The sequence below is a fragment of the Limnohabitans sp. 2KL-3 genome (genome assembly GCF_001269405.1).
In the GTDB taxonomy this organism is placed as follows: domain Bacteria; phylum Pseudomonadota; class Gammaproteobacteria; order Burkholderiales; family Burkholderiaceae_C; genus Limnohabitans_A.
In genome coordinates this window covers 84,052-106,931 of the sequence record NZ_CXON01000012.1, presented here as the reverse complement: position 1 = coordinate 106,931, position 22,880 = coordinate 84,052, and the positions used below count along the sequence as shown (strand labels likewise).

General features: G+C 60.7%; 23 protein-coding genes. 6 read left to right on the top strand and 17 right to left on the bottom strand.

Annotated elements, in window-relative coordinates; all coding sequences use genetic code 11:
* The first annotated feature begins 6 nt into the window (after positions 1-6).
* Entirely contained in the window at positions 7-531 is a 525-nt protein-coding gene (locus AMM41_RS14840; RefSeq protein ID WP_089960457.1) for a DUF1178 family protein, read from the top strand.
* A gap of 64 nt (positions 532-595) precedes the next feature.
* Positions 596-1,003 carry an alternative ribosome rescue aminoacyl-tRNA hydrolase ArfB gene (arfB, locus tag AMM41_RS14835; protein WP_089960453.1) on the top strand — a complete coding sequence of 136 codons (408 nt, stop codon included), beginning with the start codon at positions 596-598 and terminating at the stop codon, positions 1,001-1,003.
* On the opposite strand, the gene miaA is transcribed toward arfB, so the two are convergent.
* Genes miaA through mutL form a run of 3 tightly spaced genes read right to left on the bottom strand, consistent with a single transcriptional unit; the run spans position 1,000 to position 5,164 of the window.
* The gene (gene miaA, locus AMM41_RS14830) at positions 1,000-1,968 is read right to left on the bottom strand and encodes a tRNA (adenosine(37)-N6)-dimethylallyltransferase MiaA (RefSeq protein WP_089960449.1); all 969 of its coding nucleotides are present in this window, start codon (positions 1,966-1,968) and stop codon (positions 1,000-1,002) included. The genes arfB and miaA overlap by 4 nt on opposite strands.
* Positions 1,965-3,179 (bottom strand): multidrug effflux MFS transporter, encoded by a 1,215-nt coding sequence (locus tag AMM41_RS14825; protein WP_089960446.1) that lies wholly within the window; start codon positions 3,177-3,179, stop codon positions 1,965-1,967. Before AMM41_RS14825 ends, miaA begins: the two co-directional genes overlap by 4 nt.
* Positions 3,179-5,164 carry a DNA mismatch repair endonuclease MutL gene (gene mutL / locus AMM41_RS14820; protein WP_089960442.1) on the bottom strand — a complete coding sequence of 662 codons (1,986 nt, stop codon included), beginning with the start codon at positions 5,162-5,164 and terminating at the stop codon, positions 3,179-3,181. Before mutL ends, AMM41_RS14825 begins: the two co-directional genes overlap by 1 nt.
* A 37-nt stretch (positions 5,165-5,201) precedes the next feature.
* On the opposite strand from mutL, the gene AMM41_RS14815 reads away from it, so the two are divergent.
* Positions 5,202-5,840, top strand: a complete 639-nt coding sequence (locus tag AMM41_RS14815) for a DedA family protein (RefSeq protein ID WP_089960438.1) — start codon at positions 5,202-5,204, stop codon at positions 5,838-5,840.
* An 11-nt stretch (positions 5,841-5,851) separates the two neighbouring features.
* On the opposite strand, the gene pobA is transcribed toward AMM41_RS14815, so the two are convergent.
* Positions 5,852-7,048, bottom strand: a complete 1,197-nt coding sequence (gene pobA, locus AMM41_RS14810) for a 4-hydroxybenzoate 3-monooxygenase (protein WP_089960423.1) — start codon at positions 7,046-7,048, stop codon at positions 5,852-5,854.
* 189 nt (positions 7,049-7,237) lie between these two features.
* On the opposite strand from pobA, the gene AMM41_RS14805 reads away from it, so the two are divergent.
* On the top strand, positions 7,238-8,008 hold the full coding sequence (locus AMM41_RS14805; protein WP_089960420.1) for an IclR family transcriptional regulator domain-containing protein: 771 nt from the start codon (positions 7,238-7,240) through the stop codon (positions 8,006-8,008).
* Between the two features lies 1 nt (position 8,009).
* Here AMM41_RS14805 and AMM41_RS14800 read toward each other — a convergent pair whose 3' ends face one another.
* Positions 8,010-9,203, bottom strand: a complete 1,194-nt coding sequence (locus tag AMM41_RS14800) for an aromatic ring-hydroxylating dioxygenase subunit alpha (protein WP_089960417.1) — start codon at positions 9,201-9,203, stop codon at positions 8,010-8,012.
* 9 nt (positions 9,204-9,212) lie between these two features.
* Entirely contained in the window at positions 9,213-10,184 is a 972-nt protein-coding gene (locus tag AMM41_RS14795; RefSeq protein ID WP_089960414.1) for a Bug family tripartite tricarboxylate transporter substrate binding protein, read from the bottom strand.
* Positions 10,185-10,265: 81 nt separating this feature from the next.
* On the opposite strand from AMM41_RS14795, the gene AMM41_RS14790 reads away from it, so the two are divergent.
* Positions 10,266-11,210 (top strand): LysR family transcriptional regulator, encoded by a 945-nt coding sequence (locus tag AMM41_RS14790; RefSeq protein WP_089960411.1) that lies wholly within the window; start codon positions 10,266-10,268, stop codon positions 11,208-11,210.
* Here AMM41_RS14790 and AMM41_RS14785 read toward each other — a convergent pair.
* From AMM41_RS14785 to AMM41_RS14735, 11 genes are all read right to left on the bottom strand, one after another.
* Entirely contained in the window at positions 11,187-12,215 is a 1,029-nt protein-coding gene (locus tag AMM41_RS14785; protein WP_089960558.1) for an SDR family oxidoreductase, read from the bottom strand. The two genes, AMM41_RS14790 and AMM41_RS14785, sit on opposite strands and share 24 nt — an antisense overlap.
* The gene (locus AMM41_RS14780; RefSeq protein ID WP_089960408.1) at positions 12,212-13,123 is read right to left on the bottom strand and encodes a bile acid:sodium symporter family protein; all 912 of its coding nucleotides are present in this window, start codon (positions 13,121-13,123) and stop codon (positions 12,212-12,214) included. The genes AMM41_RS14785 and AMM41_RS14780 overlap by 4 nt, the downstream gene beginning before the upstream one ends.
* A gap of 26 nt (positions 13,124-13,149) precedes the next feature.
* Positions 13,150-14,475, bottom strand: coding sequence for a flavin-containing monooxygenase (locus tag AMM41_RS14775; RefSeq protein WP_194944809.1), 1,326 nt, complete (start codon positions 14,473-14,475; stop codon positions 13,150-13,152).
* Positions 14,472-15,293: an SDR family oxidoreductase gene (locus AMM41_RS14770; protein WP_089960406.1), complete on the bottom strand. Its 822-nt coding sequence runs from the start codon at positions 15,291-15,293 to the stop codon at positions 14,472-14,474. Before AMM41_RS14770 ends, AMM41_RS14775 begins: the two co-directional genes overlap by 4 nt.
* 117 nt (positions 15,294-15,410) lie before the next feature.
* Positions 15,411-16,124: an ABC transporter ATP-binding protein gene (locus AMM41_RS14765; RefSeq protein WP_089960403.1), complete on the bottom strand. Its 714-nt coding sequence runs from the start codon at positions 16,122-16,124 to the stop codon at positions 15,411-15,413.
* Position 16,125: 1 nt separating this feature from the next.
* Positions 16,126-16,893 carry an ABC transporter ATP-binding protein gene (locus tag AMM41_RS14760; RefSeq protein ID WP_089960401.1) on the bottom strand — a complete coding sequence of 256 codons (768 nt, stop codon included), beginning with the start codon at positions 16,891-16,893 and terminating at the stop codon, positions 16,126-16,128.
* Positions 16,886-17,893, bottom strand: coding sequence for a branched-chain amino acid ABC transporter permease (locus tag AMM41_RS14755; protein ID WP_089960397.1), 1,008 nt, complete (start codon positions 17,891-17,893; stop codon positions 16,886-16,888). Before AMM41_RS14755 ends, AMM41_RS14760 begins: the two co-directional genes overlap by 8 nt.
* 13 nt (positions 17,894-17,906) lie before the next feature.
* Positions 17,907-18,770 carry a branched-chain amino acid ABC transporter permease gene (locus AMM41_RS14750; protein ID WP_062405417.1) on the bottom strand — a complete coding sequence of 288 codons (864 nt, stop codon included), beginning with the start codon at positions 18,768-18,770 and terminating at the stop codon, positions 17,907-17,909.
* Between the two features lie 93 nt (positions 18,771-18,863).
* Positions 18,864-19,181 (bottom strand): non-heme iron oxygenase ferredoxin subunit, encoded by a 318-nt coding sequence (locus tag AMM41_RS14745; protein ID WP_089960391.1) that lies wholly within the window; start codon positions 19,179-19,181, stop codon positions 18,864-18,866.
* Positions 19,182-19,695: 514 nt separating this feature from the next.
* Complete coding sequence (locus tag AMM41_RS14740) at positions 19,696-20,181, bottom strand: aromatic-ring-hydroxylating dioxygenase subunit beta (RefSeq protein ID WP_089960388.1); 486 nt, start codon at positions 20,179-20,181, stop codon at positions 19,696-19,698.
* Between the two features lie 2 nt (positions 20,182-20,183).
* Positions 20,184-21,449 (bottom strand): aromatic ring-hydroxylating dioxygenase subunit alpha, encoded by a 1,266-nt coding sequence (locus AMM41_RS14735; RefSeq protein ID WP_089960384.1) that lies wholly within the window; start codon positions 21,447-21,449, stop codon positions 20,184-20,186.
* A gap of 146 nt (positions 21,450-21,595) precedes the next feature.
* Here AMM41_RS14735 and AMM41_RS14730 point away from each other — a divergent pair, with 146 nt between their 5' ends.
* Entirely contained in the window at positions 21,596-22,531 is a 936-nt protein-coding gene (locus AMM41_RS14730) for a LysR family transcriptional regulator (RefSeq protein ID WP_089960551.1), read from the top strand.
* Positions 22,532-22,880: the final 349 nt, after the last annotated feature.

Genomic DNA, 22,880 nt, shown 5'->3' with positions numbered 1-22,880 from the left:
TTCACGATGAAAGTGCTTGATCTTCAATGCCGCCAAGGCCACAGTTTTGAAGGCTGGTTTGCTTCACAAGACGACTATGACGCGCAGCGCGGACGCGGCTTGGTCACATGTCCGGTGTGCAACGACAGCGAAATCACCAAGATGTTGTCGGCCCCCCGCTTGAATCTGGGTCACGGCACAGGCCCTGTTTCAAGTCAAGGCGACTCACCTTCAAGTTCTGCCAGCCCGGCACCCACCCGTGATGAGGTCTCAGTAGACGCGACCACAAGCACCCATTCGCCTGCTGTGCCCTCTGAAGCTTTGCAACAGATGCAAGCGGCCATGATGAAGATGGTGCGCCATGTGATGGCCAACACCGAAGATGTGGGGGGGCGTTTTGCCGAAGAGGCGCGAAAAATCCATTACGGAGAGCGCGAGGAGCGCAACATCCGGGGGCAAGCCACCCGAGAAGAAACAGAGGCTTTGCTCGACGAAGGCATTGATGTCTTGCCCTTGCCGGTGCCCGAAAGCCTCAAAGGGCCATTGCAATAGGCCCGAGGGCTTGCTTGTTTCAATCTTTGCGATGGCGCGTCCACCGTTCCTCCTTTGAGTCCACATGAAACACGCTTTGCACATTGACGACAGCCAGGTCGAGTTGATCGCCATCAGGGCTCAAGGCCCCGGGGGGCAAAACGTCAACAAGGTTTCCAGTGCCGTTCAATTGCGCTTTGATCTGGCCAATGCTTCTTTGCCCGAGGACGTCAAGCAGCGTTGGCTGGCGTCGGGCGACAGCCGCCTGACTCAAGAAGGCGTGTTCATTCTCAAAGCCCAGCGCCATCGCACCCAAGAAGCCAATCGTGTGGACGCTTGGGCACGCTTGTATGAAACGCTGGATCTGTACGCCAAGCCTCCCAAACCCCGTAAAGCCACAAAACCCAGCTATGGCTCGGTTCAAAGACGCCTGGAAGGCAAAGCGATGCAGTCGCAAATCAAAAGTGGGCGCAGCAAGAATTTGCCCGATTAAGGGCACATTGGCAGGGCCAAATCAATCACCCTTGCACTGGCTTGGGACTCCTCAGCGTCCACCACCACCCGATGGGGCATGCTGCGCAGCCAAGTGATTTGACGTTTGGCCAGTTGGCGGGTGGCAAAAATGCCCCGTTCGCGGATCTCGGCTTGGCTCCAGTTGGCGTCCAGTCCTTCCCAAGCCTGACGGTAACCCACACAACGCATGGCCGGCAGGTCTGGGTGCAGATCACCCCGGGCACGCAACTGCTGCACCTCGTCCATGAAGCCGTTGGCCATCATGTGGTCAAACCTTTGCGCAATGCGTTGGTGCAGCCATGTCCGGTCGTTGGGCTCCAGGCTGATGATCGGAATGTGCCAATCGGGGGTAGGTGTCTTGGCGCTTTGGTGAAAAGACGAAAGCGTTTGGCCTGTGGCGGTCCACACCTCCAAGGCGCGGCCAATGCGTTGGCTGTCGCCCGGTGCCAACCGTGCTGCCGAGGCCGGGTCGATTTGGGCCAACAAACCATGCATGGCAGGCCAACCGAGTTTTTGGGCTTGTTGGTGAATGTCGGCGCGAATCTCTGCGTTGGCAGCGGGAATGTCATCAAGGCCCTCCACCAGGGCCTTGAGGTACAGCATGGTGCCACCCACAATCAAGGGTGTTTTGCCTCGCGCCCGAATGTCGGCCATGAGACGAGCTGCTTCTCGTGCGAATTCGGCCGCACTGAAGCTTTGTGTCGGCTCGATGATGTCGATCAGATGGTGGGTGACTTGGGCTTGTTCTTGAACGGTGGGTTTGGCTGTGCCAATGTCCATGCCTTTGTAAACGAGTGCTGAATCCAGGCTGATGATCTCGACGCCGCCTTGCGATTGCATGGCTTCGGCCAAGGCCAAAGCAACGGCTGTTTTGCCGCTGGCAGTGGGGCCAACCAAGGCGATGGCGTCTGCTTTGGCGGAGGTTTCAAGGTGTTGATCGTTCATGTGGCAGGCTTCAAAAGGACTGGGCGGCCCAGGCGTTGAACGCGTGTCCAGGCCAGCCCCGTGATGATCAGTGCCCACAGCAGCAGGCCATGGGCGAGGGCAAACACCGGTTCATCAAGGTGGCGACTCAACCAAGCGCCCATGAAAAATGCCCCCAGCATCATCAAAAAACCATTGAGCGCCGAGGCCGTGCCCGCACGGTGGGGGAAGGGTGCAACCGCGCCACTTTGACCGCAAGGCTGGTGCACCCCATGGCCAATCATGAAGATGTACATGGGCACCATGACGGCCCAAGCGCCAAACCAGTCCTGTCCTTGGCCCGCATAGGCCAGTGCCACCATGCTCACCCCGCCGATGAGTGTCAAAATCGCCGCCATGCCCACGGTGCGGTGCACACTGTTGCGGCGCAGCATCCATCGGCAGACAAACGTGCCCGCGATGTAAGACAAGGACATGCTCAGCATGAGCAGACCGTAGGCGGTTTTGCTGTAGCCCATGCTTTGGATAAAAACAAAGGAGGAGCTGGCCAAAAATGTGAACAAACCCAGGTACGAGGCCGAGGACAAGGCACACCAAGTTAAAAAAGTGGGGTGGCGCAAGATGTCCAGATTGGCTCGCAACAAAGGGCGGAACTGAAGTGCTCGTGGATCAGGTTGTGCCAGTGTTTCTTCAAAACGCCAAGCCAGCAAGGCGAAGGTGACGGCACCATACACAGCCAAAGAAAGCAGGGCCGTGCGCCAACCCATGGCATCGGTTAACAAACCGCCCAAGGGGGCGCAGGCACAAGCGATGATGCCCAGTCCTGTCAGGGCTTGTGACATGACGTGAGCGCCTTGCACTGGCGCAAACAAATCGCGCACCACGGCGCGTGCCCCCATCACACCCGCGCCCATGGCCATGCCTTGCAAGGTGCGGCCTGCGATCAGCCAAGCCATGTTCGGTGCCCAAGCACAGGCCACCGAGGCCAGGGTGTAGGCCGCCATGCCCCACAACAAAATCGGACGTCTGCCAAATCGGTCCGACAAGGGCCCCCAGACCAGCTGCGACAGGCCAAAAGCCAGCAGCAAGGCGGTCAGGGTGAGTTGAGCCTGACCCATGCCCGCGCCAAAGCCTTCGGTGATGGCGGGCAAGGCGGGCAGGTACAGGTCGGTGGTGACGGGTTGCAGGCCGAGCAGCAGGGCCATGAGCAAGACAACGAGTTGGGGGTTCATCACCGCCCCCGCAAAAACAGCGCATCCAGATCCCGCATCGTCATTTGACGCCAAGTGGGGCGGCCGTGGTTGCACTGGTCAGAGCGTTCGGTCTCTTCCATCTGGCGCAGCAGCGCGTTCATTTCATCCAGCGTCAGGCGGCGGTTGGCGCGAACGGCACCGTGACAGGCCATGGTGGCCAGGATCTCGTTTTGGGCGCGTTGCACCACCGTGCTCGCGTCGTGCTGGGCCAGCTCGGCCAGTACGCTGCGGGCCAGTTCCACCGCGTCGCCTTGTGCGAGGCTGGTGGGCACGGCCCGCACAGCCAGGGTTTTGGCCGACAGGGGCGAGATTTCCAGGCCGAGTTGTTCCAGCGCTTCTGCGCAGGCCTCTGCAGTGGCCACCTCGGTGGGGTGTGCCGCAAAGGTGGCCGGAATCAACAGGGGTTGACTGGCAATGCGAGGGGCTTCGCTGCCTGGGGTATGGAGCTGGTTTTTCAGGCGTTCGTACACGATGCGTTCGTGTGCCGCGTGCATGTCGACCACCACCAGGCCTTGCTTGTTTTCAGCCAAGATGTAGACGCCGTGCAGCTGCGCAACGGCGCGGCCCAAAGGCCAGTCGCCTTCGGGCAAAGGTGTTGATTCCGACGCAGGGGCAGTGGGGCTGGCTTGCACGCTGGGCTTGAGGGCGTGAGCACCCTGAAGCCAAGCGGGCGACGAGCGCTCGTGTGCGCCCAGGTCATCGCTGGGCTCTGGCGGCTTCCAAAGCGCCTTCAGGTCGGCCATGGCGCGATCGCCGTCGACCCTTGGACGAACAAAGTCAGCTGGCTTGTAGGCCGGGGCATTGAAGCTGGCAGGGCCAGGGCGTTCAAATGCCATGCCGCTTTGTTGCCAAGTCGCTGATTCGGGCAAGGGTTGGGGGGCAGGGCCGTTTTGGAGTTCAAAGGCACGGCCTGTGTTCGGGGCTTCGTCAGACAGCTGGTGTGCACGCGGGGCGGCCAGCGCGTTTTCGAGTGCGTGCCGCACCGCCTGGTGCACGGCGCGGCTGTCCCTGAATCGCACTTCGATCTTGGTGGGGTGCACGTTCACATCGACCAAGGTCGGGTCGATCTCCATGAACAGCGCATAGGCCGGCTGCTTGTGGCCGTGCAGCACGTCTTCGTAAGCGCTGCGCGCGCCGTGCATGACCACTTTGTCCCGCACAAAACGGCCATTCACATAGGCAAATTGGTGGTCCGGGCGCGAGCGTGCAGCGTCGGGGAGCCCTGCGCGGCCCATCACCTTGAGCGGCCCGGCGTGGTAGTCCACCGCAATGGACTGGGCCACAAACTCCTCGCCCAGCACATCGGCCAGGCGTTGCTCCAGACCCGCAGCGCCAGGGTGCACGCGCCACTGTTCGACCAATTTGCCCTCGTGCCAGATGGCAAAGCCTACGTCGGGGCGGGCCAGGGCGTGGCGTCGCACGGCCTCGATGCAATGTGCCAACTCGGTGCTGTCGCTTTTCAAGAACTTGCGGCGGGCGGGGGTCGAGAAAAACAGCTCTTTGACCTCCACCGTGGTGCCCACAGCGCGGGCGGCGGGGCGGATCTCGCCTGTGCGGCCGTCCAGCGCAAAGGCCGTGGGCTGGCCGTCCATGCGCGAGAGCAGGGTGAGTTCGGACACCGAGTTGATGGCGGCCAGCGCTTCACCCCGGAAACCCATGGTCATGACCGATTCAAGCTCGTCCAAGTTGCCAATCTTGCTGGTGGCGTGGCGCTTCAAGGCCGTGGCCAGCTCGTCGGGGGCGATGCCGCCGCCGTCATCTTCCACCGAAATCAGCCGCGTGCCGCCGCCCATCAGGCGCAGCGTGATGCTGCGTGCGCCCGCGTCCATGGCGTTGTCCACCAGCTCGCGCACCACCGAGGCGGGGCGCTCGACCACCTCGCCTGCGGCGATTTGGCTGATCAGTTCATCGGGGAGTTCGCGGATGGGGCGGCGCGCGGAAGCCGGGGTTTGTTCAAAGGTCACTGCCTGATTTTAGGGCTTGGGCAGGGATAATCCGTGCATGGACATTCTTTTGCAACTCGTCGATTTCATCCTCCACGTGGACCGTTATTTGGAGGCCTTTGTCGCTCAATACGGGGCTTGGGTGTATGCCTTGCTGTTTCTCATCATCTTTGTGGAAACAGGCGTGGTGGTCATGCCGTTTTTGCCGGGCGACTCGCTGCTCTTCATTGTGGGCGCCATGTGCGGCGCGGGCTTGATGAACCTGCCCTTGGTCATGGGTTTGTTGCTGGTGGCGGCCATTTTGGGCGACCAGACCAACTACACCATCGGGCGCTACTTTGGACCCCGTGTCTTCCAATGGGAAGATTCCCGGTTTTTCAGCCGCAAGGGCTTTGACCAAGCCCACGCGTTTTACGAGAAATATGGCGGCATCACCATCATCCTGGCGCGGTTCATGCCGTTCATTCGCACCTTTGTGCCTTTTGTGGCGGGGGTGGCCGAGATGACACGCAGCAAATTCACCTTGTACAACGTGGTGGGTGGTTTCATTTGGGTGGTGGGTTTGACACTGGCAGGTTACCTGTTTGGCAACCTGCCCATCGTGCAGCAGCACCTGTCCAAGATCATCTGGGCCTTGATCATTGTGCCGGGCCTGATCGCCATGTTGGGGGCGTGGAAGGCCCGCCAAGCGGCCTGAGGCCTGGGGGATCACTCTCCAAAATTCAGCGGCAAGCCCACATAGTTTTCGGCCATGGTGCGCGAGCCCGCTTCGCTGTGGATCAGGTAGTCCAGCTCCGCGTCCTGGAATTTTTGGCCGATGTCACCGTTTTCCGGAAAGTGGTGCATCAAGCTGGTGAACCACCAGGAAAAGCGCTCTGCACGCCAAACGCGGCGCAAGCAGCGCTCTGAATACGCGTCGATGCCCGCATCGGTTTTGTCGGCATAAAACTCGATGATCGCGGTGGACAGGTACTTCACGTCGGTGGCGGCCAGGTTCAGGCCCTTGGCCCCGGTGGGCGGCACAATGTGCGCCGCGTCGCCCGCCAAAAACATGCGGCCAAATCGCATCGGTTCGGTCACAAAGCTGCGCAGCGGGGCGATGCTTTTTTCGATGCTCGGGCCAGTCACCAAGTGTTCGCGGGCTTCGGGGTCCAGGCGATGACGCAGCTCGGCCCAGAAAGCGTCGTCCGACCATTGCTCGACCTTGTCGGTGGTGGGCACTTGCAGGTAGTAGCGGCTGCGCGTGGCGCTGCGCTGTGAGCACAGGGCAAAGCCGCGGGTGCTGTTGGCGTAAATCAACTCGTGGTGCACGGGCGGTGTGTCAGACAACACACCCAGCCAGCCAAAGGGGTAAACCTTCTCGTATTCCTTGATGGCGTTTTTGGGCGCACTGGCGCGGCACACGCCATGAAAGCCGTCGCAGCCTGCAATGAAGTCGCACTCGATGGTGTGCAGCTGGCCGTTTTTTTCGTAAGTGACGCGGGGTTTTTGGCTGTCGAAGTCATGCACCTGCACGTTGTCGGCCTCGTACACCGTGGGCAGGCCTTGCGCTTGTCGGGCGTCCATGAGGTCGCGGGTGACTTCGGTCTGGCCGTACACGATGACTTTTTTGCCGCCCGTGAGGCGATCCATGTCGATGCGGTGGCGTGCACCTTTGAACAACAGGTCAAAGCCCGAGTGCACCAAACCTTCTTTGTGCATGCGCTGGCCCACGCCCGCTTCGTCGAGCAGGTCCATGGTCACTTGCTCCAGCACGCCGGCGCGGATGCGGCTGAGCACGTAATCCCCCGATTGACGCTCAACAATGATGGCATCGATGCCGGCTTTGTGAAGCAATTGGCCCAGCAGCAAGCCCGATGGGCCAGCGCCGATGATGGCAACTTGGGTGCGTGTGGCTTTGGTCATGGGGGTCTCCTGAAATCGGTTTTTGCAATTTCTGTAAGCTTAAGAGATGGGCTTGTTTTGACCCTGAGGTGGTGATGAAGTTTGTGCGGTGATTGGATTGTTTGTGCGATCATCGCGCAATATGACTCCAATCAATCGCATTTGGCAGGTCGCATCTTCAGGTCAGAGATGCATTTTTGAGATTTCTCCATGACCATCGCGAAAGCCGACTACATCGAAGGCTTGGCCAAAGGACTGGCTGTACTCGAAGCCTTTGATACCGAGCGCCAGCGCTTGAATGCCACACTGGCCGCACAGCGCACGGGCATCACGCGGGCGGCGGCGCGGCGGCATTTGCTCACGCTTGCCGAGCTGGGTTATCTGGACACCGATGGATCGCATTACTGGTTGTCGGCAAGGGTGTTGCGCCTGGCGGGCAGCTACATGGCCACTTCGCGCTTGCCGCGCATGCTGCAGCCCACACTCAACCGTTTGGCCGCGCAAACGCAGGCGGCCTTCAGCGCGGTGGTGCGTGATGGCGATGAGTGCGTCATCGTGGCCCGCAGCGCTGGTGTGGGCGAGCCGGTGCGGCACTTGGCCTATGGCTTGCACCTGGGGGCACGCTTGCCCGCGCACGCCACATCTACCGGGCGGGTGCTGCTGGCCAGCTTGCCCAAGACCGAATTTGCCGCCTGGCTCAAGGGCCGGGAATTGGCCCGCATCACGCCGCAAACCGAAGTGAACGCCACCCGGTTCAAGGCCTTGATCGCGCAAGTGCGGCAGGCAGACCACTGTTTGGCCCGCGACGGGCACGAGCTGGGCATCCATGCCTTGGCGGTACCGTTGCGCAACATGCAGGGGCAGACCTTGGCCGCACTGAACGTGGTGGGCACGGCCGAGCACTTGAGCGATGCCGCAGTGCAGCGCCAATGGCTGCCCTTGCTGCTGGAAGCCGCTCGGGAGTTGCGGCCTTTGCTTTGAATCAGTCCAACATGAAGTTGCCGGATGTGAAGTGCACAGGCGGGGCGTCTGTATCGAATTGAACCCCTGCCGGGTCTCCTCCGGCAGCCACGGTGTCCAGTTGCTTGAGCAGCATGCGGCGCAGCATCACGATGCCTCGGTCGCTGGTGGCCAGGTGTTCTTCGGAGTGATGAGCGATCACGCCTTGGCTGACCATGGCTTCCACGTCGTTGGGAAAGAGCTGGTGTTCCTCTTCGCTCATCTCTTCCCACAGCTTGCCGTTCATGCGGGTGCGCATGCGTGACAACTCGCCTTCTTCTCGCACGCGGCCCACCACAAAAATACGGAAACTGTGGTCATCGATGGGCAAGATCCATCCGATGGACTCGACCCGCCCCATGCGGCCGATTTTGGGGCTGGGAATCACGCGCAGGGTGGGCAGACCCGCTTCACTGATGCGCTTGAAAGCCCGGCCATCGGGCAATTGGCGCATGGAAATGGTTCGGACCCCCAGTTCGGTGTTCTCCCAGTTGACCTCGGGCATCACGGCCATTTCTTCCACAAACTGGGTGCCGCTGAATGATGAATGCAGGATCACGACGTGAAAAGGGTCAACCAGGTTTTCGTAATGCTGCAGCCAGTTGCAGGGGATGACGCGGGGTCCACCACCACCGATGCTGCTGTCATCGGTTTCGAGAAACTCACCTGCGTCGAGCACGTCCAGACATTCGTAGGTTGGCAGCACCGGCTTTTTGTCTGGGGGTCCCATGTAGGCCCAGATCAGGCCGTAGTGCTCTTGCAGCGGATACCAAGGCTGGCGAACTTTGTCTTTGAATCGGCCTCCATCGGGCTCACACGGTTGGTCCAGGCAATGGCCTGCGGCATCGAACTTCCAGCCGTGGTAACAGCAGCGAATACCGGTCTCGTCGACTTTGCCGTAAAACAGCGAAGTGCCTCGGTGCGCGCAATGCGGGTACAGCAGGCCGGGCTGGCCTGACAGGTTGCGAAAAAGGATCAGGTCTTCGCCCAAAACCCGGACCTTTTTGGGGGTGGCTGTGGCGTCACGGGTCAAGCCAATCGGGTGCCAGTAGCGGCGAAGCAGCTCGCCCATCGGGGTGCCCGGACCCACTTCGGTCATGTTTTTTTGGTGGCTGGGGGCGGGGCGTCCATAAGCGGTGCCGGTGTCTGCGGGTACCAAGGGAATGATCTTGTGCATGGGGTGGCTTCAGTTGGCGGTCACGCCGGCAGCTTTGATCAGTTCGGAGACCCGAGGAAAGTCGGCTTTGTAAACCTCCATGAACTGTGCGGGGGTGTTGCCCAGGGGCTCGAAGCCAAAGGCGCTCAGGCGGGCTTGGATGTCGGGCATTTGGGTGATGTCACGCAAGGCGTTGACCCAGCTGTTTTGCACATCGGGGCTCAAACCCGCCGGGGCGTACATGCCGATCCAGCTGTCAACGTCAAAGCCCTGGAATCCTTGCTCCTTGAAGGTGGGCACTTGCGGCATGGTCGAGACGCGGCGAGTGCCTGCGATACCGATGACTTTCATTCGGCCGCCTTGTGTTTGGGCCTTGGCGGTGGAGGGGTTGGCCCACGCGAAATCGAGCAAATCGCCGAACAAGTCGTTGTGCGCGGCAGCTTCGGATTTGTAGGCCGCATGCACCAGGTTCAGGCCCGCCTGACGCTTGAGCAACTCGCCAAAAAGATGGGCGGTGGAGCCGTTGCCCCAAGTGCCAAAGGACATGGCACCTTTCTTCTTTGCAAACTCCACAAATTCCTTGAGGTTGTTGTAGGGTGCATTGGCCCGGGCCACCAGCATGGGGCCTCCGGTGGCCAACATGGACAAAGGGGTGAAGTCCTTGACCGGGTCGTAAGGCAGCTTGGCCTGCAAAATGGCGTTGTTCACATGGGTCAGTGGCAGTGTCATCATCACCGTGTGCCCATCGGGTGCGGACTTGGCTACAAAATCGGCAGCGATGATGCCACTGGCACCCGGTTTGGCGTCAACGATGATGGACTGCCCCCATCTTTGTTGCAGTTTTTCGCCATAGGCGCGGGCCAGACCATCAATCGGGCCGCCCGCCGTACCAAAGGGAACGATGCGAACAGGGCGGTTGGGAAATGCAGAAGTTTGCGACCAGGCGCTTGCGCCGACCATGGCGGTGGCAGCAGTCAGCAATTGGCGACGGTTGATGTGCATGCTTGTCTCTGGTTGTGAAAATGTGTTTGTATCTTCGGTCAAGCTTGGCGTGCAGACAATATGAAAATTTGGATATGAGATATGAGCCAAAGTGATATTCGCAGTCTCGACATCGGCATGATCCGGACCTTTGACGCGCTGATGCGCGAGCGCAGCGTCTCGCGGGCCGCGGCGCGGCTGTTCCTGAGCCAGCCTGCGGTCAGTGCTTCATTGGCTCGGTTAAGAAAAATATTCAATGACCCCTTGTTCATCCGCACAGGCCACGGTGTGAGCCCAACACCCAAAGCCCTGCGCCTGGCGCCGAAAATCGAAAAAACCTTGTTTGAGTTTTCAGCCTTGTTCGATGAAGAGTTGGACTTTTCGCCTGGTCAATCGAGCCGCATTTTCCGTGTCGCTGGCTCCGATTACCCCAGCAGCTGGGTGTTGCCCGCCTTGGGACGCGTTTTGGCCGCTTGCGGATCTGCCATCCGCATCGTTTGGGAGCCTGTGGGCAGCTTGAACTTGCAGGACAGTTTGTCTCGGGGCGAGCTGGATCTGGCCGTGATCGCCCGCATCAAACCCCCTCATGATTTAGAGCATTTGGCGCTGTACCAAGACCACTATGTCTATGCGCTGCGGCGAGACCATCCCCGTGCTGCTGAGGCCGTGTCGCTGGACAGCTTTTGCGCCATTCCGCAGATATTCTTGGGTTATGGCACCTCGACTTTGGATGACCGGATTGACGAAATTCTGGCTGCCACTGGCAGGCAAAGAAATGCCCAAATGGTGGTGTCGAGTTTTGCCCAGATCATCCATCAACTCGAGCACAGCGACTATGCCGCCGTGATGGGGAATCGGGTGGCGATGACCCATGCCAAGCAACTGGTCACGCGAAGTTTGCCGTTCGATTTACCCGCCTATTCGTCGTTTTTGTGCTGGGACAAAAAGTCGGTGCACGACCCTGGCGTTGAATGGTTAAAAGGCCAGATCCTGGCCATCGCAGCGCAAAACACATCCACCGCTTTAACGCATGACATCGTGCTTTGAGTGAGCCTGAATGGGGTTGTGCGCCTTGCGTGCGCTGATCAAGGCGTCCAGTGCCTGGGCACTGGTTTTTTGCGGTGTGTAGCCAAATCGGCGCTTGAGTGCGGTGTTGAGCAGCACAGGCCGATAGCGCAAAAAGTCGAGTTGTTCTGGGCCGTAGCGGCTCAGGCCCAGGTGGCTGCCCAGCCACAAAGCGGTTTTTAGGAGCCAGGCGGGCAGCACGCGGGTGCGCTTGTTCAGGCGCTGCGCGATCTCAAAAATCGTCAAGGCCCCGTCGCCCGCCAAATTGAAGCAGCCGCTGGGCGCTTGGCCGCTCAGGGCGTGCACGATGGCCCCGGTCACGTCTTCATCCCAAATGAACACGAAGGGGCTGTCGCTGCCTTGCACGGCCAGCAGACGGGGCTTTTCAAACAGGGCGGTGATCTGGTTGTTGACCCGCTCGCCCAAGATGGTGCCGATGCGCAGCACGGTTTGCTGCAGCTGCGGGTGGCTTTGGCGGTACTGCGCCAGCATCTCTTCGACCAAGCGTTTGTGGTGGCTGTAGGCAAAGCTCTCGTTGCCACGCAGGGGCATGTCTTCGGTCAGCCACGCGGGGTTGTCGGCGTGGTAGCCGTAAGCCGCGCCGCTGGAGGAGACCACGATGTGCTGCACGCCATGGGCCACGCAGGCCTGCAACACGTTGCGTGTGCCTTCCACGTCGACCGAGTATTCGAAGGCGCGGTTGGCGCCTTTGCCGGGCGTGACGATGGCGGCTAGGTGCACCAGGGTGTCGATCTGGTGGGCGGCCACGGTGTATGCCAAGGCCGGGTCGCGCACGTCTTGTGTCAGGTAGGTGATGCCACTCAGGCGCTGCGCCTCGGGCACCTCACGCACGTCCACTGCGACCACGGCCTCGGAGTCGCCCTGGCGGGCGAGTTGGGCGATCAGGCCCTGACCCAAAAAGCCTGCTGCGCCCGTGACCAACACGCGCCGTGCACGCGGCGTGTTGTGCAGGGACTGGGCGCTCATGCGCTTGGGTCCTTGAGCGGTCGGCGTGCCCACCATCCTGCCAGCACCAGCCCGGCGATGATGTCCCAAAAGCCCCAGACGCCAGCCACCACGGCCATGCCGCCCAGCCCGTCAAAGAAGCTGAAGATCAGCACCAAACCCAGGCCCGCGTTGCGGATGCCGACTTCGATCGACAAGGCGCGGCTGTCGTAGTCTGACAAACGGGCCGCTTTGGCGCAAAACCACCCGGTGCCAAAAGCCAGCGCGTCATGCAAGATGACGGCCACCAGCACCAAGCCCACATAGTCCAGAAAGTAGCGCCAGTTGCCTGCAATGGCGGCCACGATGAAACCGATCAGGGCCAAGAAGCTGATGATGCGCAGCGGTTTTTTGAAGCGCTCGGTCCAGACGGGCAAATAGCGGATGCAAAGCAGGCCCAGCACAAAGGGCAGGCCGATGATGAGCAGGATGTGCACAAACATTTGCACCGGGTCCAGGGCGATGCTGGTCAGTAGCTTGGAGCCCGTGGGGTGCAAGCCACCCCAAAACGCGAAGTTCAGCGGCATGGCCACCACGGCGATGGCATTGGACACGGCGGTCATCGAGACGCTCAGCGCCACATTGCCCTTGGCCCGGTGCGTGAGGATGTTGCTCACATTGCCCGGCGGGCAGCAGGCCACCAGGATCATGCCCAAAGCGATGCTGGGCGAGGGCTGCAGCACCAGAGTCAGCACAAAGGTGATGGCGGGCAAGAGCAGGAACTGCGCCCCAATGCCCACCGCAAAAGCCATGGGCATGCGCAGGAGGCGGCGAAAGTCCTCGGCCCGCGTGTCCAGCGCGATGCCGAACATCAAAAATGCCAGCACGCCGTTGAGCAGGGCCAGCGAGGCAGGGTTGAAGTTCAGGCGGATGTCGTCAACTGGCAGCATGGGGGCTTTCGTGAGGGAATGGGGGCTCAGGCCAACTCGGCAGCGGTTTGGCGCATGGTGTCGCGGTAAACGTCTTTGTTCACATAACAGGCCATGCGCTCCACCTTCAGGTAGCGGTAGCCGGCCGACAAATCGGGCGAGGGGCCTTGACGCGCTTTGGAAAACGCCAAGGCTTTGGCCTGGCCCGCATCCAGGCCTTTGAAATACCGCGCCATCACCTCGGCCTGCTCGGCCCGGCCTTCCCAGCCCAAGCCTGCGGCCTCGACCATGCCGAGCACGGCCAGGCGGTCAAAGCGCGGCGCAAAGATGTTCAGGTACAGCTGGGGCGACATGCCTTGCCAGTTGAGCAAGGCGTTGTTGATGAAGGGGTAGTGCAGCTTGTAGCCGGTGGCGGTCATGACCAGGTCGTAGTCGGCTTGGGTCCCGTCCCTGAAGTGCACGGTGTGGCCGTCGAGCCGCGCCACATCGGGGCGCACCTTCACGTCGCCGTGGCCGATGTGGTGCAGGATGAGCGAGTTCACGATGGGGTGCGACTCGTACATCTTGTAGTCGGGCTTGGGAAAACCAAAACGGACCGGGTCGCCGGTGAACCACTTGAGCAGGGTGCTGTCGACTTTTTGCTTGAGCCAGCGCGGGAGCTTGGTTTTGCCGCCCACCGTGTCGGCGGGCAGGCCGAACACATATTTGGGCACGAAGTAATAGCCCCGGCGCACCGAGATGTCCACGCTTTGCGCGTGGTGCACCGCGTCGACCGCGATGTCGCAGCCCGAGTTGCCCGCGCCCACAATCAGCACGCGCTGGCCCTTGAACTGTTCGGCTTTTTTGTAGGCCGAGGTGTGCAGCAACTGCCCGCTGAACTGACCGGGCCACTCGGGCTTGTTGGGTTCGGCCAAGATGCCGTTGGCGATCACCACGCCTTTGTATTCGTGAGTTTCGTGTTGGCCTCCACCTGCATCAATGGTCACCCGCCACAGCGTGTCGGGCGCATCGCTCACCGGCTCCACACGGAGCACACGCACGCCAAAGCGGTAGTGGCGCTTCAGGTCAAAGTGCTCGGCGTAGGCCTTGAAGTAGTCCAGCAGTTCGCGGTGACTGGGGTAATCGGCTGTGCCCTCTGGCATGGGAAATTCTTTGAATTCGGTGGTGCGCTTGCTGGAGATCAGGTGGGCCGATTCGTACACGGTGGAGCGCTCGTTGCCGATGTTCCACAAACCGCCCACATCGGTGTGGGCTTCAAAGCCCTGGAAAGCGATACCGTGTTTACTCAGCGCCCTTGCTCCGGCCAAGCCCGAGGGGCCTGCGCCGATCAGCGCGATTTGGGTGTGGGTGGCGATGTGCTTGTTTGGGCTCATGTCTTGTCGTGCGGGTGCGAGAGTCCGGGAATGGGGGTGGCGCCTGCTTGGTGCGCGCGGGGTTTGCGCGGCTGGCCCAGCAAGATGCGGTCGTGCCAGCGTGCAGGCAGCAGGGACAAAGTCTGCGACAGCCAGCCAATGCGGCGTGGCAAAACAATGTGCTCGCGGCCTTGCGCCACGCCGCGCAGCAAATCGCGGGCCGCCTCGTCGGGGCCCAGCAAGCCGGGCATGGCAAAGGTGTTGCCTGCGGTGAGCGCGGTGCGCAAATAACCGGGGCTGATGGTGTGCACGGTGAGCCGGGTGGGGCGCAGCTCGGCCCGCAAGCTTTGCAGATACGCGATCAGTCCGGCTTTGCTCGCACAATACGCCCCGTTGCCCGGCATGCCGCGCCAGCCCGCCACACTGGCCACGCCGACCAACGCGCCCTTTTGGCCGCTGTGTTGCATGGCGCTCAAAAAAGGTTGGAAGGTGGTGGCGACGCCCAGCAGGTTGATCTCCAGCATTCGGCGCATCACCGCCAGATCGGCCGGGTCGGCGGTCTCGTAGCCGCCTGCCACACCCGCGTTGGCGATCACCAGATCGGGCACGCCCCAGTGCTGCAAAAAGTCGGCGGCCATGGCTTGCATGGCCGCTGCATTGGAGACGTCGGGGGTGTAGATGCGACAGCGCTCGGGGGCCAGCTTGGCCAGTGACTGCAAGGCTTCGAGGTTCAGACCGACCAAGGCGACCTTTGCACCCGAGTCCAGCAGCTGCCGTGCCAAGGCCTGACCCAAGCCCCCGCAGGCTCCAGTGATGACGGCGCGTTGGAATGGGGGCATGGATGACGGGCTTGACAGCTGGCGAGTGAAATAGCGTTCAATTTTGGCACGCCCCAGCCCACTCGCGTCTCGGTGAAGACCCTTGCGGGACGCCCACCGCCAAGCCCTTCAAACCTTTCAAACCCCCAAATGCTGCTCCAGCACGCTCGGGTCATCCAGCAGGATTTGTGACGAACCTTCGAACACCACTTGCCCTTTGACCAAGATGATGTTGCGGTCGGTGATCTGGGTGACGTGTTTCCAGTTCTTGTCCACGATGATCGAGCTGATGCCACTCTCTTTGATGAGGCTGCAGATGCGCCAGATGTCGCGGGCGATCAGCGGGGCCAGCCCTTCGGTGGCTTCGTCCAAGATCAGCACGTCGGGGTTGGTCATGAGTGCCCGGCCGATGGTCAGCATTTGCTGCTCGCCGCCCGACAGTTGCTGTCCGCCGTGCCCCAGACGTTCCTTCAGGCGTGGAAAGGTCTCGAGCACGCGCTCGTAGGTCCAGTCGCGCTGGCCTTGAGTGCCAGGCCGTGCCGCCATTTGCAGGTTTTCCACCACGCTCAGGTTGCCAAAAATACCCCGGCCTTCGGGCACGTAGGCGATGCCCAGTTGCGCCACTTCAAACGTGGGTCGGCCGTTCATGCGCTGGCCCTTGATGTCCACCGTGCCGCTGCGCGGCGGCACGATGCCCATGAGGGTTTTGAGCAGGGTGCTTTTGCCCATGCCGTTGCGGCCCATGAGGCCAATCGTTTCGCCCCGGCCGACAGAAAAGTTCACGCCACGCAGGATGTGGCTCGCGCCGTAATAGGTGTTCAGGTCTTGGGCCTGGATCAACAAATCGTTCATGTCAGTGCTCCTCACCGAGGTAAGCGGCCTGCACACCTACATCGGCACGCACAGCAGCAGGCGTGTCGCTCGCAATCACTTGCCCGTTGACCATGACCGTGAGGTGGTCTGCCAGGGTGAACACGGCGTCCATGTCGTGCTCCACCAGCAAAATGGCGTGGTCTTTTTTGAGGCGCAGCAGCAGCTGCACCATGCGCTCGGCCTCGGCTTGGCCCATGCCGGCCAGTGGCTCGTCGAGCAGCAGCACGCGGGGCTCGGTGGCCAGGGTCATGGCAATTTCGAGCTGGCGTTGCTCGCCGTGGCTGGTGGCCCCGGCTTGGGCGTGGCGGCGGTCTTGCAAGCCTGCCAATTCGATGGCGCGTTCAGCCCGCTGGTTCACAGCCTGCATTCGGGCCGCTGTTTTCAACCAGCCCAATGGGTTGAAAGGCGAGGGCTGCACACGCGATTGCGCGGCCAGGCGCACGTTGTCCCACACCGTGAAGGTGGTGAAGATGTTGGTTTTTTGGTAGCTGCGCCCCAAGCCGTGGCGCGATATTTTTTCAGGCGTCCAGCCGCTGATGGGGTGCTCGCCCAAGGTGATGCTGCCGCTGGTGGGCGGCAAATCGCCCGAGAGCAGGTTGGTCAGCGTGGACTTGCCCGCGCCGTTGGGACCGATGACGGCATGGATGTGGCCCAGCCACAAATCCAGCGAAACCTCATTCACAGCCGCCAAGCCGCCAAAGCGCTTGGTCAAGCCACGGGCGGACAACAAGACTTGACGATCAGTCATGACCTGCCTCCTTGGCCGTTTTGCTGCCGAAAGCCCGGTTGATCAGACCCAAAATGCCCTTAGGGGCAAAGATGATCAGCGCCACGATGAACAGGCCCATCCACATCTGCCAGTGTTTGCCGGTTTTGAAGTTGCCCACCTCTGGCAAGTCTTTGAACACATGCAGTAAATACTCAAAGCTGAAGGCGCCCACAATGGCCCCCGCAAAATTGCCCATGCCGCCCAGAATGACCATCATGATGGCGTGTGCACTCATGTGAAAGCCCATGAGCTCGGGGTTCACAAAACCGGTTTGTGCGGCCCACAAATAACCCGCCAGGCCCGCCAAGGCACCGGCCAGCGTGAAGGCCGCCAGCTTGTGGCTGAAGGTGTTGAAGCCCAGCGCCCGCATGCGGTGCTCGTTCACGCGGATGCCCGACAGCGCCCGGCCAAAGGGGCTCCAGAGCAGGCGGCGCAAAAACACATACACCGCCAGCAAACAGCCCAGCGTGAAGTAATAAAACACCCGCTTGTTTTCCAGGTCGATGACGCCCGCATCGGGGCGGAAGTTCAGGAACAAACCGTCCGAGCCGCCCAGCGCCTTGTTGTCAAAGAAGATGTAAAAAATCATCTGCGCAAAGGCCATGGTCACCATGATGAAGTAGATGCCGTGCGTGCGCACCACCAAAAAGCCAATGACCAAAGCGGCCAGCGCCGCCCCACCCACGGCCAGCGGCAAGCTGGTGTACAGGCTGATGGGCTCGTTTTGCGGCGTGACAAAAGCCAGCACATAACCCGCCAAGCCAAAGTAGGCCGCATGGCCCAGCGATACCAGGCCCGTGACGCCTTGCAGCAAGTCGAGGCTCATGGCCAAGATGGCCAGGATCATCATGCGCACGACCATGGCCGTGTAGAAGTCGGTTCCGACAAAGGGGAAGGCGGCGAGCGCCAAAAAGCCCAGCACCATCACCAGCTGGATGCTGCGCGGCAGGGTTTCAAGGTGAATTTGGGGCGTGCTCATGTTGAACTCTTTTTCATTGCTTGAACAGGCCTTCGGGTTTGTACAGCAGCACCAAGGCCATCAGCACATACACCAGCATGCCCGAGGCCTGGGGCAGCAGCACCTTGCCAAAGGTGTCGACCAGGCCGACCAACAAGGCGGCAATCAAAGCACCCCGCACCGAGCCGATGCCGCCAATCACCACCACCACAAAGCACATGATCAAAACTTGGCTGCCCATATTGGGGTAGACGCTCGACACAGGCGCGGCGATCATGCCCGCGATCGAGGCCAAGCCAATGCCCAAAGCGAACACCACCGAGTGGATGAGCTTGATGTTCACACCCAGCGATTCGGTCATCTCGCGGTTGAAGGCCCCGGCGCGGATTTTCATGCCCAGTCGGGTTTTGGAGATCAGCAAATACAAGCCCAGCGCCAACACCAGGCACACGCCCGACATGAACAGGCGGTACACCGGATAAGACAGGTTCTCGGTCAGGGGAATGGACGCGGCCAGCAGCTCGGGCACGGGCAGACCGTGCACGTCATCACCCCAAATCATGGAGCGCAGCTCTTCAAACACGTATATCAGGCCAAACGTGAGCAGCACTTGGTCCAAGTGGTCGCGGTGGTAGAAGTGCCGAAACAGCAAACGCTCAATCAGCAAGCCAAAGGCCACCGACAAGGCGGTACCCACAATGATGGCCAGCGTGAAGCTGCCCAGCTGCGCTGCCAAAGACCAAGCCAGGTAAGCGCCCAGCATGTAAAAGCTGCCGTGGGCCAGGTTGACCACGCCCATGATGCCGAAGATCAGCGTCAGGCCCGCTGCCAGCATGAACAGCAGCAGCCCGTACTGGACACTGTTGAGCAGCTGGATCAAAAAATTCACAAAGTCCATCAGATCTGCGACCAAAGGAAAGGGTCAAGCAAAAGCGCTTGTAAAAACGGCGGAACAAGTCCGCCGCTGGCTAGTTTAACGGTTGCTTTGCCGTCACTGATCGAGCTTGAGCAGAACTCGGCCGTTCTCAATTTTGACCGGCCAAGACTTGACCGGCTCGGTGGCCGGGCCACAGCTGACGGTGCCGTCACGCACATCAAACAGCGCCTGATGAAAGGGGCACTCCACATGGTGGCCTTCGACAAAGCCGTCGCAGAGTTTGGCGTTGCCATGGCTGCACAGGTTGTTGATGGCATACACGCCGCCATCATCGAGTTTGAAGAGGGCAATGTCTTGGCCCTCAGGCGTCACGGCGATGCCAGCGCCTTCAAACAAATCGGCCTCGGCGGCCACGTCGGTCCATGGGGTCATAGGTGTTCTCTCTTGAGGTGTGTGGTGATGCGGGAGCCCCACCCTCGGGGCGATGGGTGGTGGTCTGCGAGGCTTATCGCAATTATGTGGGAGCCCCGGCCTCGGGGCGATGGCTTGTGGTCTGCAAGGCTTATCGCGACGGGGGCGTCGCTCCTACAGGGGAATGCCTGGCATTTTTGGGGGCCCTGCCCTCGGGGCGATGGGTGGTGGTCTGCGAGGAGTATCGCGATTTTGTGGGAGCCCCGCCCTCGGGGCGATGGGTGGTGGTCTGCAAGGCTTATCGCGACGGGGGCGTCGCTCCTACAGGGGAATGGCTGCCGTTTTTGGGAGCCCCGCCCTCGGGGCGATGGCTTGTGGTCTGCGAGTCTTATCGCGACGGGGGCGTCGCTCCTACAGGGGAATGGCTGGCATTTTTGGGAGTTCCGCCCTCGGGGCGATGGGTGGTGGTCTGCGAGGCTTATCGCAACGGGGGCGTCGCTCCTACAGGGGGGTCTCAAAACGGCATCATCCATGGTCAGATGGGGTAAATGATGGAGTTGGGGATCATTTCGCTGTCGTAAACGCACAGGCGCTCGGCAAACTTCAGGCCTTCGGGGGTTGACACGATGGTGTCGATGTAGCGGCCCACATTGAACACGGTGCTTTCCTTGTCGAGCTTGGTGCGAAACACCGCGTAGTTGGCTTCGGCATAAATGCGACCGTCTTCAACGCGCCTCACCACGGGCGCCCCCACCACATGCCGCTGGTAATAGGGGTCGTGGTAAAGCGTCTCTTGGATGCCATAGGCGCGGTCCTTGAGCATGCCCTTGCTGGTGAAAGACAGTGTGCACAGCGGAAAGCCGCGCTCAAAGTTTTCACGCGGTTGCAGTTTGTACACGCACTGCTCGGTGAAAAATTCGGGCCACAAGTCCCAGTTGCCGCTGTCCACGGCGCTGGCGTAATAGGCATAAAGCTGCTGGATGTCGAACCAGGTTTGCAGGTCTATCAAGGGTTTGGGCATGATCAATCCTCCATCACTTTGCGCCAGTATTCGTACATGCCCCTGATGAGGGTTTCGGTCACCATGTGGTCGGTCTCCCCCACATCGCGTCCGCCCAGCTCCACCAGCATGCGGTGCTCGGGTTTGCTTTCAAAGGCCTGTTGCGAAAACTCGATCACTTCGCCGTCGTCGGCCGACACGAAGCCCGCCGGGCCAAACAGATTGGACTGGCGCAAGCGGCGTTCGGTCATCTCGGGCGTGTCGTCCTCAAAGCCAAAGTGCGTCCAGACAAAGTCGAATGCGCCATGGCCATCGGGCTGGATGTGGCGGGTGGACACGCTGTTGACCTGCTGCTGAAAAATCACACTGGGAAACAGCGTCATCATCACGGCCGTAGGCATCTGATCGCCCAGTTGCCACCAAGGCTCGGGCACGATGTCCAGAAAGCTCGGGTCATGGAGCTGCATGCTGGCCTTGAAGCTGCTCACTTGCGTGACCTGGGCTTTGTCCCCCGCCGCCTGACCCGCTGAGCCGCGCGTGGAAATCATGGCCGCATGGCGGTGGTGTTCGTCCATGCGCAGCTCGGATTTGTTGTCAGCACGCCAAAGGCCAAAGGTCACAAACCAGGTGTGCAGCAGACCGGGGTGGTAAGGGTCTTTGATGTTTTCCTGCATCAGCTTCCAGTTGCCCGGAATGCGCTGTCGGTTGTAGCCCAAGATGGTGAGCTTGCGGCCGTTGAACAGGCGGTCAAAGTAACGCAGGATGGTGGGGCCCATGAAGTCTTCGAGCGACTCTACGTCGTGGTCAAACGAGGCAAACACCACGCCACCCCGTGTGGCCACTTTCAGCGAAGTCAGTCCGTGGTCTTTGGGGTCAAAGTCTGCCGGCATGCCGCCGTTGACTTCGCCATCCTGGCGCACGCCACGCCTGAAGGGCACGCCTTGCAGCTTGCCGTCCAAGGCGTAGCTCCACTGGTGGTAGGGGCAGACCAGTTCTTTTTTGTTGCCATGGCGCTCACGGCAAAACGCCATGCCACGGTGTGCGCAGACGTTTTCAACGACGTGAATTTGGCCGTCTTGGCTGCGCGTCATGATGACCGAGCGTTCACCGATCACGGTGCGTTTGAAGTCGCCCGGGTTGGGGACTTCGGCCTCCAGGCCCACATAGCTCCAGTGGGCCTTGTAGAAAAAACGGTCCAGCTCTTTTTTGTGGTTGTCGGGATTGGCATAAAGGGCAAAGGGCACACGGCTCGTACCCTGTGTCTCCCAGTGAATGGGGTGTTCCTGCATAGGGACTCCTGATGAAACTTGACCGGGATCATGCGTAAAATCCGAAAATTAGTAAACCGGATTATTTGTATAGTCGATATTTGAAATTCAAATATCAAGTCAGTTTTACAAAATTCAAAACACAAATTACCAAAGAGCCTCTCCCCATGGACATCTCCAAAATCGATCTGAACCTGCTGGTGGTCTTGCATCACTTGCTTTTGAAAAAGCGGGTGTCCACGGTGGCTGAGGTGCTGGGCATGAGCCAGCCGGCCGTCAGCAGTGCCTTGGGGCGTTTGCGCAGCACATTGGGCGATGAGCTTTTTTTGCGCACGCAAGGGCGCATGGAGCCCACGCCCTATGCCTTGCAATTGGCCGAACCCGTGGCCATGGCTTTGGATGGTTTGCAACAGGCCTTGAATGTGCGGGCGGCATTTGACCCTGCGCTGAGCACACGCAGCTTTTGCCTGGCCATGACCGATGTGGGCGAGATGTATTTTTTGCCCGTGTTGGTGGATGCTTTGACGCGGTCAGCCCCCGGGGTGACTTTGCAGGTGGTCAGCGTGACGCAGGCCTCGCTCAAAGAAGACATGGCCACCGGCCGCATTGACCTGGCCATGGGCTTGTTGCCGCAGCTGCAGGCGGGTTTTTTTCAGCAAGCCTTGTTTCGGCAGAAATACATTTGTTTGATGCGGCAAGGGCATGCCTTGGCGGGTCCAAACCCGTTGAATTTGGCTTCGTTCACTGCCGCTGAACATGTGCGTGTGGTGGCTGCAGGCACAGGGCATGGTCGGGTCGACGTGGCCTTGGCGCAGCAAAAACTGCGCCGTCACTTTCGTCTGACGGTTCCGCATTACGTGGCTTTGGGCGATGTGTTGAGCCATTCCGATTTGATTGCCACCGTGCCTGAGCGGTTTGCAGACCGCACCTTGGGACCCTTTGGCCTGGTCAAGCGGGACCTGCCCATGCCCGTGGATGAGAGCGCCATACACCAGTTTTGGCATGGTCGCTTGCACCGAGATCCCGGGCATCAGTGGCTTCGGCAAGCCATCCAAAAGCTTTTTGGCGATGGCGAAACACCCCAAAACGAGCAAGCCGTCTGAAGCAATGTCCTACATTTTGTGGGAGCCCCGGCCTTGGGGCGATCGGTTGTGGTTTGCGAGGGTGATCGCGACGGGGGCGTCGCTCCTACAGGGGGCATGTCTGCCATTGCAGGGGGAGGCCTGCCATTACAGGGGGAGGCCTGCCATTGCAGTGGGGGGTGTTCTGCAGTTTGTGGGAGCCCCGCCCTCGGGGCGATGGGTGGTGGTCTGCGAGGATTTTCGCGACGGGGGCGTCGCTCCTACAGGGGTCATGTCTGCAATTGCATGGGGAGGTGTTCTGCAGTTTGTGGGAGCCCCGCCCTCGGGGCGATGGGTGGTGGTCTGCGAGGGTGATCGCGACGGGGGCGTC

Bases quoted from the DNA above. Each gene is read 5' to 3' on its own strand.
- AMM41_RS14840 (WP_089960457.1), top strand. From the start codon at position 7: ATGAAAGTGCTTGATCTTCAATGCCGCCAAGGCCACAGTTTTGAAGGC.
- arfB (WP_089960453.1), top strand. From the start codon at position 596: ATGAAACACGCTTTGCACATTGACGACAGCCAGGTCGAGTTGATCGCC.
- miaA (WP_089960449.1), bottom strand. From the start codon at position 1,968: ATGAACGATCAACACCTTGAAACCTCCGCCAAAGCAGACGCCATCGCC.
- AMM41_RS14825 (WP_089960446.1), bottom strand. From the start codon at position 3,179: ATGAACCCCCAACTCGTTGTCTTGCTCATGGCCCTGCTGCTCGGCCTG.
- AMM41_RS14815 (WP_089960438.1), top strand. From the start codon at position 5,202: ATGGACATTCTTTTGCAACTCGTCGATTTCATCCTCCACGTGGACCGT.
- pobA (WP_089960423.1), bottom strand. From the start codon at position 7,048: ATGACCAAAGCCACACGCACCCAAGTTGCCATCATCGGCGCTGGCCCA.
- AMM41_RS14805 (WP_089960420.1), top strand. From the start codon at position 7,238: ATGACCATCGCGAAAGCCGACTACATCGAAGGCTTGGCCAAAGGACTG.
- AMM41_RS14800 (WP_089960417.1), bottom strand. From the start codon at position 9,203: ATGCACAAGATCATTCCCTTGGTACCCGCAGACACCGGCACCGCTTAT.
- AMM41_RS14795 (WP_089960414.1), bottom strand. From the start codon at position 10,184: ATGCACATCAACCGTCGCCAATTGCTGACTGCTGCCACCGCCATGGTC.
- AMM41_RS14790 (WP_089960411.1), top strand. From the start codon at position 10,266: ATGAGCCAAAGTGATATTCGCAGTCTCGACATCGGCATGATCCGGACC.
- AMM41_RS14785 (WP_089960558.1), bottom strand. From the start codon at position 12,215: ATGAGCGCCCAGTCCCTGCACAACACGCCGCGTGCACGGCGCGTGTTG.
- AMM41_RS14780 (WP_089960408.1), bottom strand. From the start codon at position 13,123: ATGCTGCCAGTTGACGACATCCGCCTGAACTTCAACCCTGCCTCGCTG.
- AMM41_RS14775 (WP_194944809.1), bottom strand. From the start codon at position 14,475: ATGAGCCCAAACAAGCACATCGCCACCCACACCCAAATCGCGCTGATC.
- AMM41_RS14770 (WP_089960406.1), bottom strand. From the start codon at position 15,293: ATGCCCCCATTCCAACGCGCCGTCATCACTGGAGCCTGCGGGGGCTTG.
- AMM41_RS14765 (WP_089960403.1), bottom strand. From the start codon at position 16,124: ATGAACGATTTGTTGATCCAGGCCCAAGACCTGAACACCTATTACGGC.
- AMM41_RS14760 (WP_089960401.1), bottom strand. From the start codon at position 16,893: ATGACTGATCGTCAAGTCTTGTTGTCCGCCCGTGGCTTGACCAAGCGC.
- AMM41_RS14755 (WP_089960397.1), bottom strand. From the start codon at position 17,893: ATGAGCACGCCCCAAATTCACCTTGAAACCCTGCCGCGCAGCATCCAG.
- AMM41_RS14750 (WP_062405417.1), bottom strand. From the start codon at position 18,770: ATGGACTTTGTGAATTTTTTGATCCAGCTGCTCAACAGTGTCCAGTAC.
- AMM41_RS14745 (WP_089960391.1), bottom strand. From the start codon at position 19,181: ATGACCCCATGGACCGACGTGGCCGCCGAGGCCGATTTGTTTGAAGGC.
- AMM41_RS14740 (WP_089960388.1), bottom strand. From the start codon at position 20,181: ATGCCCAAACCCTTGATAGACCTGCAAACCTGGTTCGACATCCAGCAG.
- AMM41_RS14735 (WP_089960384.1), bottom strand. From the start codon at position 21,449: ATGCAGGAACACCCCATTCACTGGGAGACACAGGGTACGAGCCGTGTG.
- AMM41_RS14730 (WP_089960551.1), top strand. From the start codon at position 21,596: ATGGACATCTCCAAAATCGATCTGAACCTGCTGGTGGTCTTGCATCAC.